Annotated in this window: 12 protein-coding genes; 1 reads left to right on the top strand and 11 read right to left on the bottom strand. The window is 70.8% G+C overall.

Going from position 1 to position 14,167, the window contains the following annotated elements; genetic code table 11:
* Positions 1 to 75: 75 nt before the first annotated feature.
* From AB0M27_RS01250 to AB0M27_RS01230, 5 genes are all read right to left on the bottom strand, one after another.
* Positions 76 to 1,662, bottom strand: coding sequence for a Na+/H+ antiporter (locus tag AB0M27_RS01250; protein ID WP_365716624.1), 1,587 nt, complete (start codon positions 1,660 to 1,662; stop codon positions 76 to 78).
* Positions 1,663 to 1,793: 131 nt separating this feature from the next.
* Complete coding sequence (locus tag AB0M27_RS01245; RefSeq protein WP_365716622.1) at positions 1,794 to 2,261, bottom strand: GNAT family N-acetyltransferase; 468 nt, start codon at positions 2,259 to 2,261, stop codon at positions 1,794 to 1,796.
* Entirely contained in the window at positions 2,258 to 3,202 is a 945-nt protein-coding gene (locus AB0M27_RS01240) for an RluA family pseudouridine synthase (protein WP_365716620.1), read from the bottom strand. Before AB0M27_RS01240 ends, AB0M27_RS01245 begins: the two co-directional genes overlap by 4 nt.
* Positions 3,203 to 3,275: 73 nt before the next feature.
* The gene (gene lspA / locus AB0M27_RS01235; RefSeq protein ID WP_365716618.1) at positions 3,276 to 3,911 is read right to left on the bottom strand and encodes a signal peptidase II; all 636 of its coding nucleotides are present in this window, start codon (positions 3,909 to 3,911) and stop codon (positions 3,276 to 3,278) included.
* A 59-nt stretch (positions 3,912 to 3,970) separates the two neighbouring features.
* A complete protein-coding gene (locus tag AB0M27_RS01230) occupies positions 3,971 to 5,152 on the bottom strand; it encodes a histone H1-like repetitive region-containing protein (RefSeq protein WP_365716616.1) in 1,182 nt (393 codons plus the stop codon).
* 603 nt (positions 5,153 to 5,755) lie between these two features.
* On the opposite strand from AB0M27_RS01230, the gene ileS reads away from it, so the two are divergent.
* Positions 5,756 to 8,899 carry an isoleucine--tRNA ligase gene (gene ileS / locus AB0M27_RS01225; protein WP_365716614.1) on the top strand — a complete coding sequence of 1,048 codons (3,144 nt, stop codon included), beginning with the start codon at positions 5,756 to 5,758 and terminating at the stop codon, positions 8,897 to 8,899.
* A 179-nt stretch (positions 8,900 to 9,078) separates the two neighbouring features.
* Here ileS and AB0M27_RS01220 read toward each other — a convergent pair whose 3' ends face one another.
* The 6 genes from AB0M27_RS01220 to ftsZ form a co-directional block, all read right to left on the bottom strand.
* Positions 9,079 to 10,248: a DivIVA domain-containing protein gene (locus AB0M27_RS01220; RefSeq protein ID WP_365716612.1), complete on the bottom strand. Its 1,170-nt coding sequence runs from the start codon at positions 10,246 to 10,248 to the stop codon at positions 9,079 to 9,081.
* A 55-nt stretch (positions 10,249 to 10,303) separates the two neighbouring features.
* Entirely contained in the window at positions 10,304 to 10,591 is a 288-nt protein-coding gene (locus AB0M27_RS01215) for a YggT family protein (RefSeq protein WP_055707297.1), read from the bottom strand.
* A 61-nt stretch (positions 10,592 to 10,652) separates the two neighbouring features.
* Positions 10,653 to 11,294, bottom strand: a complete 642-nt coding sequence (sepF, locus tag AB0M27_RS01210; protein ID WP_365716610.1) for a cell division protein SepF — start codon at positions 11,292 to 11,294, stop codon at positions 10,653 to 10,655.
* Between the two features lie 128 nt (positions 11,295 to 11,422).
* Positions 11,423 to 12,142, bottom strand: coding sequence for a YggS family pyridoxal phosphate-dependent enzyme (locus AB0M27_RS01205; RefSeq protein WP_365716608.1), 720 nt, complete (start codon positions 12,140 to 12,142; stop codon positions 11,423 to 11,425).
* Between the two features lie 6 nt (positions 12,143 to 12,148).
* Positions 12,149 to 12,877, bottom strand: a complete 729-nt coding sequence (gene pgeF, locus AB0M27_RS01200) for a peptidoglycan editing factor PgeF (protein ID WP_365716606.1) — start codon at positions 12,875 to 12,877, stop codon at positions 12,149 to 12,151.
* Positions 12,874 to 14,085, bottom strand: a complete 1,212-nt coding sequence (gene ftsZ, locus AB0M27_RS01195; RefSeq protein WP_365716604.1) for a cell division protein FtsZ — start codon at positions 14,083 to 14,085, stop codon at positions 12,874 to 12,876. The genes pgeF and ftsZ overlap by 4 nt, the downstream gene beginning before the upstream one ends.
* Between the last annotated feature and the right edge of the window lie 82 nt (positions 14,086 to 14,167).

The raw sequence follows: 14,167 nt of genomic DNA, 5'->3' as shown, positions 1-14,167 counted from the left end.
TTTGTATGACTATCCACGCACAAGGACTAGCGGAACGGCGGACACAGGACCGCGCAGGGGCTGTGGCCACACGCGTCACCGCAGGCTGCGGACGTCGAGATGCCTGAGCACCCGGTCCACGATCTCCGGATCCGCTCCCGGCTCGCTGCGCGCCGCCAGGACCTCGTGGCGCGCCGCGCTCAGCATCTCGTTCTGGATGTTCCGGACCCGCTTCAGCCGCTTGGCCCGCTGGTGCTGCGCCTCCCGCCGCTCCTCCTCCCCCATGTCGGGGCTGATCCGGATACCGATGTCGAAGGCGCGCCGCAGCATCTGCTCGGACAGGTCCTCGGGCAGGTCCTCCACCTGTTCGATCTCCCGCAGCCTGCGCTTGGCCGCCTTCGCTGCCCGCACCGCCAGCTCCTTCTCGAAGTCCTTCTCCCGCTCGGAGTCGGCCCGGACCCCGAGCCACCGCACGAGGGACGGCAGCGTGAGCCCCTGCAGGACCAGCGTGACGATGATGACCCCGAACGCGATGAAGACGATCTCGTCGCGGTCGGGGAACGGGGCGCCGGCGTCAGTCCGCAGCGGGACGGCCAGCGCCAGCGCCACCGAGGCCACCCCGCGCATCCCGGACCACCACATCACGACGGTCTCCCGCCAGCTGACCGGGATCTCCTCGTCGTAGTCCCGCCGCGCGTGCAGCCGTTTGGTCAGCCAGGTCGCGGGCAGCAGCCACACCAGCCGTACGACGATCACCACGCCCACGATCGCGGCGGCCCAGCCCAGCAGCTCGCCCCAGCGCCCCTGGGCCGTGCGGATGGCGTTGTGCAGTTCGAGGCCGATGAGTCCGAACGCGACGCCGGTGACCAGGGTGTCGATGATGTCCCAGAAGGTGTGCCCGGCCAGCCGGGTCATCACGTCGTCGGCGTCGGTGGCGTACTCGGCGAGGAACAGCGCGGTGGTGAGCACCGCGAGCACCCCTGAACCGTGCAGCTTCTCGGCCAGCACGTAGGAGGCGTACGGCACCAGCAGGGTCATGCCGATCTGCAGCGTCGGATCGCCCAGCAGGTCCATGAGCCTGTTCGCGCCCCAGCCGAGCACCAGGCCGACGGCCACCGCGACGACGCCGGACAGCACGAGGTCCACGGCCGCCCGCCACGCCGAGAACGAGCCGCTCACGACCGCGGCGATGGCCACGTGATACAGCACGATGGCGGTGACGTCGTTGAACAGCCCCTCGCCCTCCAGGATCGACACCAGGCGGCGCGGTAGCCCCAGCTGCCCGGCGACACTGGTCGCGGCGACCGGGTCGGGCGGCGCGATCAGCGCGCCGAGCGCGAAGGCGGCGGCGATCGGCAGCCCCGGCACGATCGCGCTGGCGACGAACGCCACGCACGCCATCGTGACGAACACCAGCGCGACGGCCAGCAGCAGGATCGGGCGGACGTTGGCCGCGAACTGCCTCCAGGAGGTGCGCCGTACGGCGGCGTAGAGCAGCGGCGGAAGCAGCCCGGGCAGGATCAGCTCCGGCGGGATGTCCACGTTCGGCACGAAGTCGGCCACCGCGAGGGCCCCGCCGAACACGGTCATCAGCACCGGCGCCGGCACCCTGAACCGGTCCCCCACCGGGACGCTCACCAGGGCCCCGAGCAGCAGGACGAACAACAGAGCCAACTGATCCACGGCCGGCGCTCCGGGGGTCGACGGTCACACGGCAGGCCTCAAGCCTGCCATCCGACCGGCGGCGACGCCCGCAGCCGCGGGACCGCGGCGCAGGGGCGCGGCGCAGGGCCTACGGGGCCCGCCGCACAGGCCTACACGGCGCGGCGCATCGCCCGGTGCGGAATGCCGGCGTCCGGGAACTCCGGGCCGTACGCCACGTAGCCGAGCCGCTCGTAGAAGCCCAGCGCGTGGGTCTGTGCGTGCAGGTCCACCGCGGTGAGGCCACGCGCGCGTGCCGCCTCCTCGATGGCCCGCACCAGAGCCACGCCGACACCGAGCCCGCGGGCCTCGCGGGCCACGGCGAGCCGCCCCAGGGAGCCCACCGAGGTGTCCGCGCCGGTCTTCGCCGCCGCGGCCTCGCCGTGCAGCAGCCGCCCGGTGCCGAGCGGCACACCGTCCTCGCGGACCGCCAGGACATGCACGGCGATCGCGTCGTAGGCGTCGTACTCGATGTCCTCGTCGACGCCCTGCTCACGGACGAAGACCTCCTTGCGGACCGCGAAGCAGGCCTCGCGGTCGGCGGGGTCCTCGGCGACCCGGACGGTGTACGGCGCGCTCACGCGTACGTCTCCTCACGGACCTGGTCGAGTGCCTTCTGCAGGTCCTCGGGATAGGCGCTCTCGAACTCCACCCACTGGCCGTCCCCGGGGTGCTCGAAGCCGAGGCGCACCGCGTGCAGCCACTGGCGGGTCAGGAGCAGCCGCTTGGCGAGGGTGGGGTCGGCGCCGTAGGTGAGGTCGCCGACGCAGGGGTGGCGGTGGGCGGACATGTGGACGCGGATCTGGTGGGTGCGGCCGGTCTCCAGCTTCACGTCCAGCAGGGAGGCGGCGCGGAACGCCTCGATGAGGTCGTAGTGCGTCACCGAGGGCTTGCCGTCGGCCGTCACCGCCCACTTGTAGTCGTGGTTCGGGTGGCGGCCGATGGGCGCGTCGATCGTGCCGCTCGTCGGGTCCGGGTGGCCCTGGACCAGGGTGTGGTAGCGCTTGTCGACCGTGCGCTCCTTGAACTGGCGCTTGAGCGAGGTGTACGCCCGCTCCGACTTGGCGACCACCATCAAGCCCGAGGTGCCGACGTCCAGGCGGTGCACGATGCCCTGGCGCTCGGCGGCGCCGGAGGTGGAGATCCGGTACCCGGCGGCGGCGAGACCGCCGATCACGGTGGGGCCGCTCCAGCCCGGCGACGGATGCGCGGCCACGCCGACCGGCTTGACGATCACGACCACGTCCTCGTCGTCGTGCACGATCTCCATGCCCTCGACGGGCTCGGCGACCACCTGCACCGGCGCGGGCGCCTGAGGCATCTCGACCTCGAGCCAGGCACCGCCGCGCACCCGCTCGGACTTGCCGACCACCGTGCCGTCGACCTGGACCTTGCCGGCCGCGGCCAGATCCGCCGCCTTGGTGCGGGAGAAGCCGAACATGCGGGAGATGACGGCGTCGACGCGCTCGCCCTCCAGGCCGTCGGGCACGGGCAGGGTACGGATCTCGGGAATCGTGCTCACCCGTCGAGTATGCCGGACAGGTGGAACCGGCCCGCACGAGCCTGTGGAAAACCGCCCGTGGACGGCCCTGGCCTCAGTCCTTGTGCACCGTGCCGTCCGGGTCCAGGCCCCGGAAGGACAGCAGGACGATCAGGATGCCGCCGCACACGATGGCCGAGTCGGCCAGGTTGAACACGGCGAAGCCCTTCGGCGCGATGAAGTCCACGACCTTGCCCTCGAAGACGCCGGGCGAGCGGAAGATCCGGTCGGTGAGGTTGCCGAGGGCGCCGCCGAGCAGCAGGCCGAGCGCGATAGCCCAGGGGTAACTGTAGAGCTTGCGGGCCAGGCGCATGATCACCACGATCACGGCCGCGGCGATCAGGGTGAAGATGATCGTGAAGGCCGCGCCGAAGCCGAAGGCCGCACCCGGGTTGCGGGTGGCGTTCAGCTCCAGCCAGTCCCCGACGAGCCTGATCGGCTCGCGGCCCTCCAGCTTGGCGACCACGAGCAGCTTGCTGATCAGGTCGAGGGCGTACGCGAACGCGGCCACCGCGAAGAGCAGGGCGATCCGGCGCCCGCGGCGTCCCCGGGCCTCGGCCGGGGCCTGCTGCTCGCCCGCGGCGGCCGGGGTGGACGCGCCGGAGCCGGCGGGTGCTCCGGCCGCAGCCGTGTGCTCGCCGCCGTCGTCCGGGGTGTCCGGCGTACCGATGATGCGCTCCGCCTCTGCCACGTGAGTCCCTCAACCTAGGTGCCTGACTGGGGACGAGACTACGGCACCGCCCCGCACACTCAGGAGCGGCGTTCCTGCTTCTGCTTGCACTCGACGCACAGCGTGGCCCTGGGGAAGGCCTGCATCCGGGCCTTGCCGATGGGGTTGCCGCAGTTCTCGCACAGGCCGTAGGTGCCCGCGTCCAGCCGCTCCAGCGCGTGCTCGTTCTGGATCAGCATCTCGCGCGCGTTGGCGGCGAGCGCCAGCTCGTGCTCGCGCGTGATGTTCTTGGTGCCGGTGTCGGCCTGGTCGTCCCCCGCGCCATCCCCGGAGTCCCGCATCAGGCCCGCGAGGGACACCTCGGAGGAGCTGATCTCGGCGCGCAGCCGCTCCACCTCCGACAGTAGCTCGGCACGGGCCTCGGCGACCTCTTCCGGGGTCCAGGGGTCCTCGCCGGGGCGGACCGCCAGCTCGCCGGGCTCCGCCGCGGCGACCCGCGCCTTGGGAACGGCGGACTCCGCCGTGGCCGTGCCAGGAGTCTTCTTCGCAACCACTGTCGTGGCTCCCGTCTGCTTCGCGGCCCGCGCCGCGCCCGCCTTCTTGGCCCTGCTCGTGTCGGCCGCCCGCGTGGAGACGCCCTCCGCCCCCGCCTTCCTGCCGCCGGCCTTCCTGGCCGCCGCCTTCTTGACGGCCGTCTCCTCCACCGCTCCCTTCGCCGCGGGCTTCTTTCCGCCGGCTTTGCCGGCCACCGCCTTCTCGGCCGACGCCTTCTCGGCGGCGGCCTTCTTGGCAACGGCCTTCCTGGCCGGCCCCTCCTCGGCGCCGGTCTCCTTACCGGCCGCCTTCTTGGCAGACCCAGCCGCCTTCTTTGCGGCCGTCTCCTTGGCCGTGGACTTCTTCGCAGCCGTCTTCTCAGCGGCCGTCCTCCTGGTGGCCGTCTTCCTGGCTGCCGTCTTCTTGACGGCGGTCTCCTCTTCGGCCGTCATCGCCTTGTCCACGGGCTTCCTGGGCGCCTTCTCCTCGGCGGCCGGCTCCTTCGCGGCGGTCTTCCGCGCGGCCGTCTTCCCGGCGGCCGGCTCCTTCACGGCCGTCGCCCTCATCGCCGTCTTCCTCGCGGCCGGCTGCGCGTTCCTCCCCGCGGTCGGCCTCTTCGTGCCGTCCACTCCCTTGGTCTCGCCGCCGGAGGCAGCCGCAGCGCCGGGGGCCGCGCCCCCGTGCCTGCCGGTCGCCGGCTGCTGTACGGCGGTCCTTTTCGCCACCATGGCCGCGACCCCTTCACATATTGTGATGTTGCTCGCGAATCGTTCTGGGACGATAAATCGACTTGAGTCCCGCGGCAACGGGCCACACCGCCCGATTCGCCCGCCCGCACTCCCCCGAGCAGCGGGCCTGCATCCGTTGTGCCCAGCTCTCCGCCGGGTAATCCGCCGGGCCCGGCCCGCCCGGAACCGAACACCCGCCCCCTGGCCATTCGGGTCATCCCGGACGTCACGCCCCGGCGGCCGCGCCGCGCGGAAAACCGGTCGGCCGCTGTCCGCGCGGCGCCGTACACTGGGCGGAGCGAAAAGCGTGGATGGGGACGAGTAGCGGCGTACGCAGCCCAGAGCGACCCGGGGACGGTGTGAGCCCGGGGGCGAGCGCGACGTGAAGATCACCCCGGAGCCGCCGGAAGAAAGCCCAGCCATCTGGCCAGGGCGAGTAGAACCGGCTTCGCGACCCCAATGAGGGGGCTCACCGCCGCGAACGGCGTGACGGAGGGCCAAGGAGGGTGGTACCGCGGGAGCGCGCCGCACACGGCGTAGACAGGATCGAAGGCTCTCGTCCCTCCGACGGAAGGCAGCAAGTCCGTTGGAGGATGCTCGCAGATGACAGCGCCGACGTACCGCCAGGTGCCCGCACAGGTCGACCTGCCCGCTCTTGAGCACGCCGTGCTCGACTTCTGGCGCGAGCAGAAGATCTTCGCCAAGAGCCTGGAGCAGTCCGGGGGCCGCCCGGAATGGGTGTTCTACGAAGGCCCGCCCACCGCCAACGGCATGCCCGGCGCCCACCACATCGAGGCGCGCGTCTTCAAGGACGTCTTCCCGCGCTTCCGCACCATGCGCGGCTACCACGTGGCCCGCAAGGCCGGCTGGGACTGCCATGGCCTGCCGGTGGAGCTGGCCGTGGAGAAGGAGCTCGGCTTCTCCGGCAAGCAGGACATCGAGGCGTACGGCATCGCCGAGTTCAACGCCAAGTGCCGCGAGTCGGTGACCCGGCACACCGACGCCTTCGCCGAGCTGACGACCCGCATGGGCTACTGGGTCGACCTGGACGACGCCTACCGGACCATGGACCCCGAGTACGTGGAGTCGGTCTGGTGGTCGCTGAAGGAGATCTTCACCAAGGGCCTGCTGGTCCAGGCCCACCGCGTCGCCCCCTGGTGCCCGCGCTGCGGCACCGGCCTGTCCGACCACGAGCTGGCGCAGGGCTACGAGACGGTCGTCGACCCGTCCGTGTACGTCCGTTTCCCGCTCACCTCCGGTCCGCTCGCCGGCGAGGCCGCACTCCTGGTGTGGACGACGACCCCCTGGACCCTGGTGTCCAACACGGCGGTCGCCGCCCACCCGGAGGTCACCTACGTCGTCGCGAGCAACGGCGAGGAGAAGCTCGTCGTCGCCGAGCCGCTGCTCGCCAAGGCGCTCGGCGAGGGCTGGGAGAGCACGGGCCAGACCTTCACCGGCGCCGAGATGGAGCGCTGGAACTACCAACGTCCCTTCGAGCTCGTGGAGTTCCCCGAGCCGGCCCACTACGTGGTGAACGCCGACTACGTGACCACCGAGGACGGTACGGGTCTGGTCCACCAGTCCCCCGCCTTCGGTGAGGACGACCTCAGGGTGTGCCGTTCCTACGGCCTGCCGGTCGTGAACCCGGTCCGCCCGGACGGCACCTTCGAGGAGGATGTCCCGCTGGTCGGCGGCGTCTTCTTCAAGAAGGCGGACGAAAAGCTCACCGAGGACCTGAAGCAGCGCGGCCTCCTCTTCAAGCACCTGCCGTACGAGCACAGCTACCCGCACTGCTGGCGCTGCCACACCGCGCTGCTCTACTACGCACAGCCCTCCTGGTACATCCGCACGACGGCGATCAAGGACCGCCTGATCCAGGAGAACGAGAAGACCAACTGGTTCCCCGAGACGGTCAAGTACGGCCGCTTCGGCGACTGGCTGAACAACAACATCGACTGGGCGCTGTCCCGCAACCGCTACTGGGGCACCCCGCTGCCGATCTGGCGCTGCGAGGACGACCACCTCACCTGCGTCGGCTCCCGCGCGGAGCTGACCGAGCTGACGGGCACCGACCAGTCGGCCCTCGACCCGCACCGGCCGTACATCGACGAGGTCACCTTCACCTGCCGCCACGACGGCTGCGGCAAGACGGCCACGCGCGTGCCGGAGGTCATCGACGCCTGGTACGACTCGGGCTCGATGCCGTTCGCCCAGTGGGGCTACCCGTACAAGAACAAGGAGCTGTTCGAGAGCCGCTACCCGGCGCAGTTCATCTCCGAGGCGATCGACCAGACCCGCGGCTGGTTCTACACGCTGATGGCCGTGGGCACGTTGGTCTTCGACAGGTCGTCGTACGAGAACGTCGTGTGCCTGGGCCACATCCTGGCCGAGGACGGCCGCAAGATGTCCAAGCACCTGGGCAACATCCTGCAGCCGATCCCGCTCATGGACCAGCACGGCGCGGACGCGGTGCGCTGGTTCATGGCGGCCGGCGGCTCCCCGTGGGCGGCCCGCCGGGTCGGCCACGGCACCATCCAGGAGGTCGTCCGCAAGACCCTGCTGACGTACTGGAACACGGTCGCCTTCCAGGCGCTGTACGCCCGCACGTCGGACTGGGCGCCCAGCGCGGCCGACCCGGCCCCGGCCGAGCGCCCGTTGCTGGACCGCTGGCTGCTGTCCGAGCTGCACGCGCTCACCGACCAGGTGACCCAGGCTTTGGAGGCGTACGACACCCAGCGTGCCGGCAAGCTGCTGTCCGCGTTCGTGGACGACCTGTCCAACTGGTACGTCCGCCGTTCGCGCCGCCGCTTCTGGCAGGGCGACAAGGCCGCGCTGCGCACCCTGCACGAGGTGCTGGAGACGGTCACCAAGCTGATGGCGCCGATCACGCCGTTCATCACCGAGCGGGTGTGGCAGGACCTGGTCGTGCCGGTGACCCCGGGCGCGCCGGAGTCCGTGCACCTGGCCTCCTGGCCGGAGGCGGACCTGGCGGCGATCGATCCGGAGCTGTCGAGGCAGATGGTCCTGGTCCGCCGGCTGGTCGAGCTGGGCCGGGCCACGCGCGCGGAGTCGGGCGTCAAGACGCGTCAGCCGCTGTCCCGCGCGCTGATCGCGGCGACCGGCTTCGAGTCCCTGGACCGCGAGCTGCACACGCAGATCACGGAGGAGCTGAACGTCTCCTCGCTGGCCTCGCTGTCCGAGGTCGGCGGCAGCCTGGTGGACACCACCGCCAAGGCCAACTTCCGTGCGCTCGGCAAGCGGTTCGGCAAGCGGGTGCAGGACGTGGCCAAGGCGATCGCCGCCGCCGACGCGGCCGCGCTGTCCCTCGCGCTGCGTGAGGGCACGGCCTCGGTGGAGGTCGACGGCGAGACGGTGGCCCTCGCCCCCGACGAGGTGATCATCACCGAGACCCCGCGCGAGGGCTGGTCGGTGGCCTCCGACTCCGGTGCCACGGTGGCGCTGGACCTGGAGATCACCGAGGCGCTGCGGCAGGCGGGCCTGGCCCGTGACGCGATCCGGCTGATCCAGGAGGCCCGCAAGAACAGCGGTCTGGATGTGGCCGACCGGATCGCCCTGCGCTGGGTGTCGACCGACCCCGCGGTGGTCGCCGCGCTGGCCGAGCACGCCGAGCTGATCGCCGACGAGGTTCTGTCGACGGACTTCGCGCAGGGTGAGGGCGACGACAGCTTTGGTGAGCCGTTCACCGATGAGGGGCTGTCCCTCACGTTCCGGCTGCGGAAGGCGTAAGCGCCGAGCGGTTTGAGAAGGGCCCGGTCTCCCTTTCGGAGGCCGGGCCCTTCTTCTCCCCATCGCCCCGGCACTCACACCTCAACCCGCGTAAAAAGGGCGGGCCCCCAGGACCGAAAGTCCAAGGGGCCCGCCCTATTGAGCGCTGCCGACGCCGTTGTCGTACTAGTGCCCGGTGCTCAGTTGTCGTCCTCGTCGATCAGGAACCCGCGCATCGGCGAGGGTGCCTGACCCATCGGGGACGGGCCCTGCGGGCGGACCGGGGCCATGGGCTGGGTCATGGCCGGGGTCATCTGCTGCTGGCCGCCGTAGGACGGGGCGGACGGACCGGGGTTGCCGCCCATCGTCTGGTTGCCGCCGTAGGACGGGGCGCTCGCGCCGGCCGGGGCCATGGAGGGCGCCGGGGACGGCGGCAGCGACGCGGTGGCCGGGGTGCGCGGCGGGGCCAGGGAGTCGTCGGCCTGGGTCTCCAGCTGGCGCAGCTGGGACTCGAGGTACGACTTCAGGCGGGTGCGGTACTCGCGCTCGAAGCCGCGCAGGTCCTCGACCTTGCGCTCCAGCGTGGCGCGGGCGGACTCCAGGGAGCCCATCGCGACGCGATGCTTCTCCTGCGCGTCCCGCTCCAGGGCGTCGGCCTTGGCACGGGCGTCACGCTCCAGACCCTCGGCGCGGCTGCGGGCCTCGCCGACGATCTTGTTGGCCTCGGAGCGGGCCTCGGCGATCGCCTGGTCGGCGGTCTGCTGGGCCAGCGAGAGGACACGGGCGGCGCTGTCGCCACCGGGGCCCTGACCGGGGCCGCCCATCGGACCGCCCATGGGGCCGCCCATCGGGCCACCCATCTGCTGCTGCATGGGCGGCTGGCCGCCCATCGGACCCTGACCCATCGGACCCTGACCCATCGGGCCCTGGCCCATCGGACCCTGACCCATCGGGCCGGGACCCTGCGGGCCGCCCTGACCGCCGGGACCGGCGGGCAGCTGCGGGGCGCCGCTCGGCAGCTGGGGCGGGCCACCCATGGGGCCGCCCATCTGCTGCTGCGGCGGGCCCGATATGCCGGCGGGCACCGGAGCGCCGGGACCTCGCATGCCCTGCTGAGGCATGCCCTGCTGCTGCGGGTGCGGCTGCTGGTCCTGGTCCGGCGGGCCCTTGCGCATGTTCTGCTGGTTCTGCGCGGCCGCACGGGTGGCCGCGGCCAGCTTGGCGCGCAGGTCCTCGTTCTCGCGGAGCAGACGGGTCAGTTCGGCTTCGACCTCGTCGAGGAAGGCATCGACCTCGTCCTCGTCATAGCCTTCTCGGAGGCGGACGGTCGTGAACTGCTTGTTCCGCACGTCCTCGGGGGTCAACGGCATCTCTTCACCTCAACGTAGTCATCGGCAGTCGGCAAGACCGTATCGTCCACCCTCATCACATGAAGCTCCCCGTGATGGAGAGGAGGATGTAGACGATGATCATCAGTACGAAGAAGGACAGGTCGAGCGCCACGCCCCCGAGACGCAGCGGCGGGATGAACCGCCGCAGAAGCTTCAGCGGTGGATCGGTGACAGTGTAGGTGGCCTCCAGTACGACCACCATCGCCTTGCCGGGTTGCCACGAGCGGGCGAACTGGAACACGTAATCCATGACCAGCCGGAAGATGAGCACGGCGAGGAACACCAGCAGCGCGGTGTGGACCACCGTGACGAACACGCTCATGGCCTGCGCTTCCCTCTCCCCTGTTCCATGCTCTTCCGAGCCTCGATCCGGATGTTGCGTCTCAGCTCTGGTTGAAGAACCCGCCCTCTGCGATGCGGGCCTTGTCCTCCGCCGTGACATCGACGTTAGCAGGCGACAACAGGAACACCTTCTGCGTCACCCGCTCGATGCTGCCGTGAAGACCAAACACCAAACCGGCCGCAAAGTCGACAAGTCGCTTCGCGTCTGTGTCGTCCATCTCAGTCAGATTCATGATCACCGGGGTGCCCTCACGGAAGTGTTCCCCGATGGTACGGGCCTCGTTGTACGTCCGCGGGTGAAGCGTGGTGATCCGGTAAGGCTCTCGCTCGGACACAACCTTGGGCATGATCACCGGTGCGTTCTTCTCGAGGGACTGACGTTCTTGTGTGATGGACGCCACGGGCGCAATCCGCGCCGGACGTCCGGATTCCGCGGCGAGCGAAGTCGACCGGACCACCGGCTCGCGCGGCGCGGGCGGTTGCGCGATTCGCACCTCTTCGTCCCTTTGAGACTGATGTGCACTGTGCGATTGGTGTGAAGGTTCGTGCCTTCGGTGATCCCGTTCGGGTTCCGGGTCCAACTCGGGCTCGAAGTCGTCGTCGGGGTCGAATCCGCGGCCGTCGTACCCATCGTCCTCCACGAGGCCGAGGTAGACCGCCATCTTGCGCATCGCGCCGGCCATGCTCTGAGTCCTCCGCTCTGTGGTGGATCGGCTGACGACTGCCAAGTGCCCGCGATCCACGAGGTCGTTGCGCCCGCCTTCGCAGGCACTGACCATATTTTCTGCTGTGGTCCGACTTCTTGGCGACGTTACCCGAGCCTGGGGCGGACTCCGAGTACCGCAGTGCCGACGCGCACATGTGTCGCCCCGGCGGCCACGGCCTGTTCGAGGTCCGCACTCATCCCTGCCGACACCATGGTTGCAGCCGGATGGGCTCGGCGCAGGTCGGTCGACAAATCCATGAGGCGTTCAAACGCCGCCTGTTCGCGTCCCGCGTACTCGCCGGTGAGCGGAGCGACGGTCATCAGCCCGTCGAGCCGCAGTCCCGGCGCCTCGCCGATGAGGTCGGCCAACTCTTCGATTCCGTCAGGGGCGACGCCTCCGCGCTCACCCCGGCCGCCCTCCCCCGCGTCGAGCGCGACCTGGATGAGACACCCCACCTCGCGCCCGGCTCGCACGGCCTCCTTCGACAGAGCTGTGACGAGCTTGGAACGATCCACGGACTGCACTACATCGGCATAGCCGACCACGGAACGCACCTTGTTGGTCTGCAACTGGCCGACGAAATGCCACTTAAGCGGCAGATCCGTACACGCGGCGGCCTTCGGTGCCGCGTCCTGGTCACGGTTCTCGGCGACATGGCGCACACCGAGTTCCGACAGGATCCGCACATCGCTCGCCGGGTAGGTCTTGGTGACCACGATCAGGGTCACCTCCTCCCGCTTGCGCCCGGCCGCCACACACGCGGCGGTGATGCGCTCCTCCACTTTCGCCAGATTCGCGGCGAGTTGGGTCTTACGGTCCGTCATGCCCCATCAGTCCAGCCAGACATAGCCCGCGAGCCGCCCGGTGGTGCGGTCACGGCGGTACGAGAAGTGGTCGCCCGACTCCAGCGTGCACTCCGGCGACTGCGCCCGGTCGCACACCCCGAGCCGGTCGAGCTGCGCGTGCACCCCGGCGCTCACGTCGACCGCCGGCGTACCCCAGCTCGTTTCAGCGTGCGCCGCCGGCTCGACGGCCGCCACCTCGGCGCGCATCGCATCCGGCACCTCGTAGCACCGCCCGCACACGGCCGGTCCGGTGCGGGCGACGATCCGGGCCGGGTCGGCGCCGAGTCCGGCCATGGCCCGTACGGCGGCCGGGACGACCCCCTTGACCATGCCGGGCCGGCCCGCGTGCGCCGCCGCGACGACCCCGGCGACGGGATCGGCCAGCAGCACCGGCACACAGTCGGCGGTGAGCACGGCGAGGGCGAGTCCACGGCGGGCGGTGACGATCGCGTCGACCTCCGGCACCGGACGCTCACCCCAGGGCTGGTCCACCACGGCCACGTCGGCGCCGTGCACCTGGTTCATCCAGACGACCCGGTCCGGGTCGATGCCGAGCGACTTGGCCGCGATGTCCCGGTTGGCCCGTACGGCCTCGGAATCGTCGCCGACCGCGCCGCCGAGGTTGAGCTCCTCATACGGAGCGGCGCTCACCCCGCCCCACCGGTCGGTGAAGGCGAAGTGCGCGCCGCTCACGCTCTCGCGCCGTCCTATCACTTCAGGAAGTCCGGGACGTCCAGCTCCTCGGCCGCGCTGTCCGCGTAGGGGGACCGCGGGGCCGGGGTGACCGGCGGGGCGGCCGGGATGTCGGCCACCGGCTCGGGCGCCGGCTCCGGCTCCTCCTTGGGCTTGACGCTGCCCAGCGAGCCGAAGGACGGACGGCTGGGCTCGCTCGGCCGGGCCGGAGTGGTCTCCTCGCGGCGGGAGCCCGCCGAAGTCGAGGCCGAGCCGAGGACGTTGTCCCGGCGGGCCGGGGGCTGGCCCCCGTCGAAGCCGGCCGCGATCACGGTGACCCGGACCTCGTCGCCGAGGGCGTCGTCGATGACCGCGCCGAAGATGATGTTGGCCTCGGGGTGGGCGGCCTCGCTGACCAGCTGGGCCGCCTCGTTGATCTCGAACAGGCCGAGGTCGGAGCCGCCGGAGATGGAGAGCAGCACGCCACGGGCGCCGTCGATGGACGCCTCCAGCAGCGGCGAGGAGATCGCCATCTCGGCCGCGGCCACCGCGCGGTCGTCGCCGCGGGCCGAGCCGATGCCCATGAGGGCCGAACCGGCCTCGGACATGACCGACTTCACGTCGGCGAAGTCGAGGTTGATGAGGCCGGGGGTGGTGATGAGGTCGGTGATGCCCTGGACACCGGAGAGCAGGACCTGGTCGGCGGACTTGAAGGCGTCCAGGACCGAGACCTGGCGGTCCGAGATGGACAGCAGCCGGTCGTTGGGGATGACGATGAGGGTGTCGACCTCTTCGCGCAGCTCGGCGATGCCGTCCTCGGCCTGGTTCGCGCGGCGCCGTCCCTCGAAGGTGAACGGGCGCGTGACCACACCGATGGTGAGGGCGCCGAGGGAGCGCGCGATGTTGGCCACGACGGGCGCGCCGCCGGTGCCGGTGCCGCCGCCTTCACCGGCCGTCACGAAGACCATGTCGGCCCCCTTGAGGACCTCCTCGATCTCCTCGCGGTGGTCCTCGGCGGCCTTGCGGCCGACGGCCGGGTTGGCTCCGGCGCCGAGTCCGCGGGTGAGTTCGCGGCCCACGTCGAGCTTGACGTCGGCGTCGCTCATCAACAGCGCCTGAGCGTCGGTGTTGATGGCGATGAACTCGACGCCCTTGAGACCGACCTCGATCATCCGGTTGATGGCATTGACACCACCGCCGCCGACACCGATGACCTTGATGACTGCGAGGTAGTTCTGCGGTGCTGCCACGTCGAAGGCCTCTCGCCTCGAATTACGTTGTCGCCGCCGGGCGGTGCCCCGCGCCGGGACGACGGATGCCGAATGGGACGGT

The sequence above is a fragment of the Streptomyces sp. NPDC052107 genome (genome assembly GCF_040680215.1).
Classification (GTDB): domain Bacteria; phylum Actinomycetota; class Actinomycetes; order Streptomycetales; family Streptomycetaceae; genus Streptomyces.
Note: the sequence above shows the minus strand (reverse complement) of the source record. Positions and strands in the feature narration are given on the sequence as shown.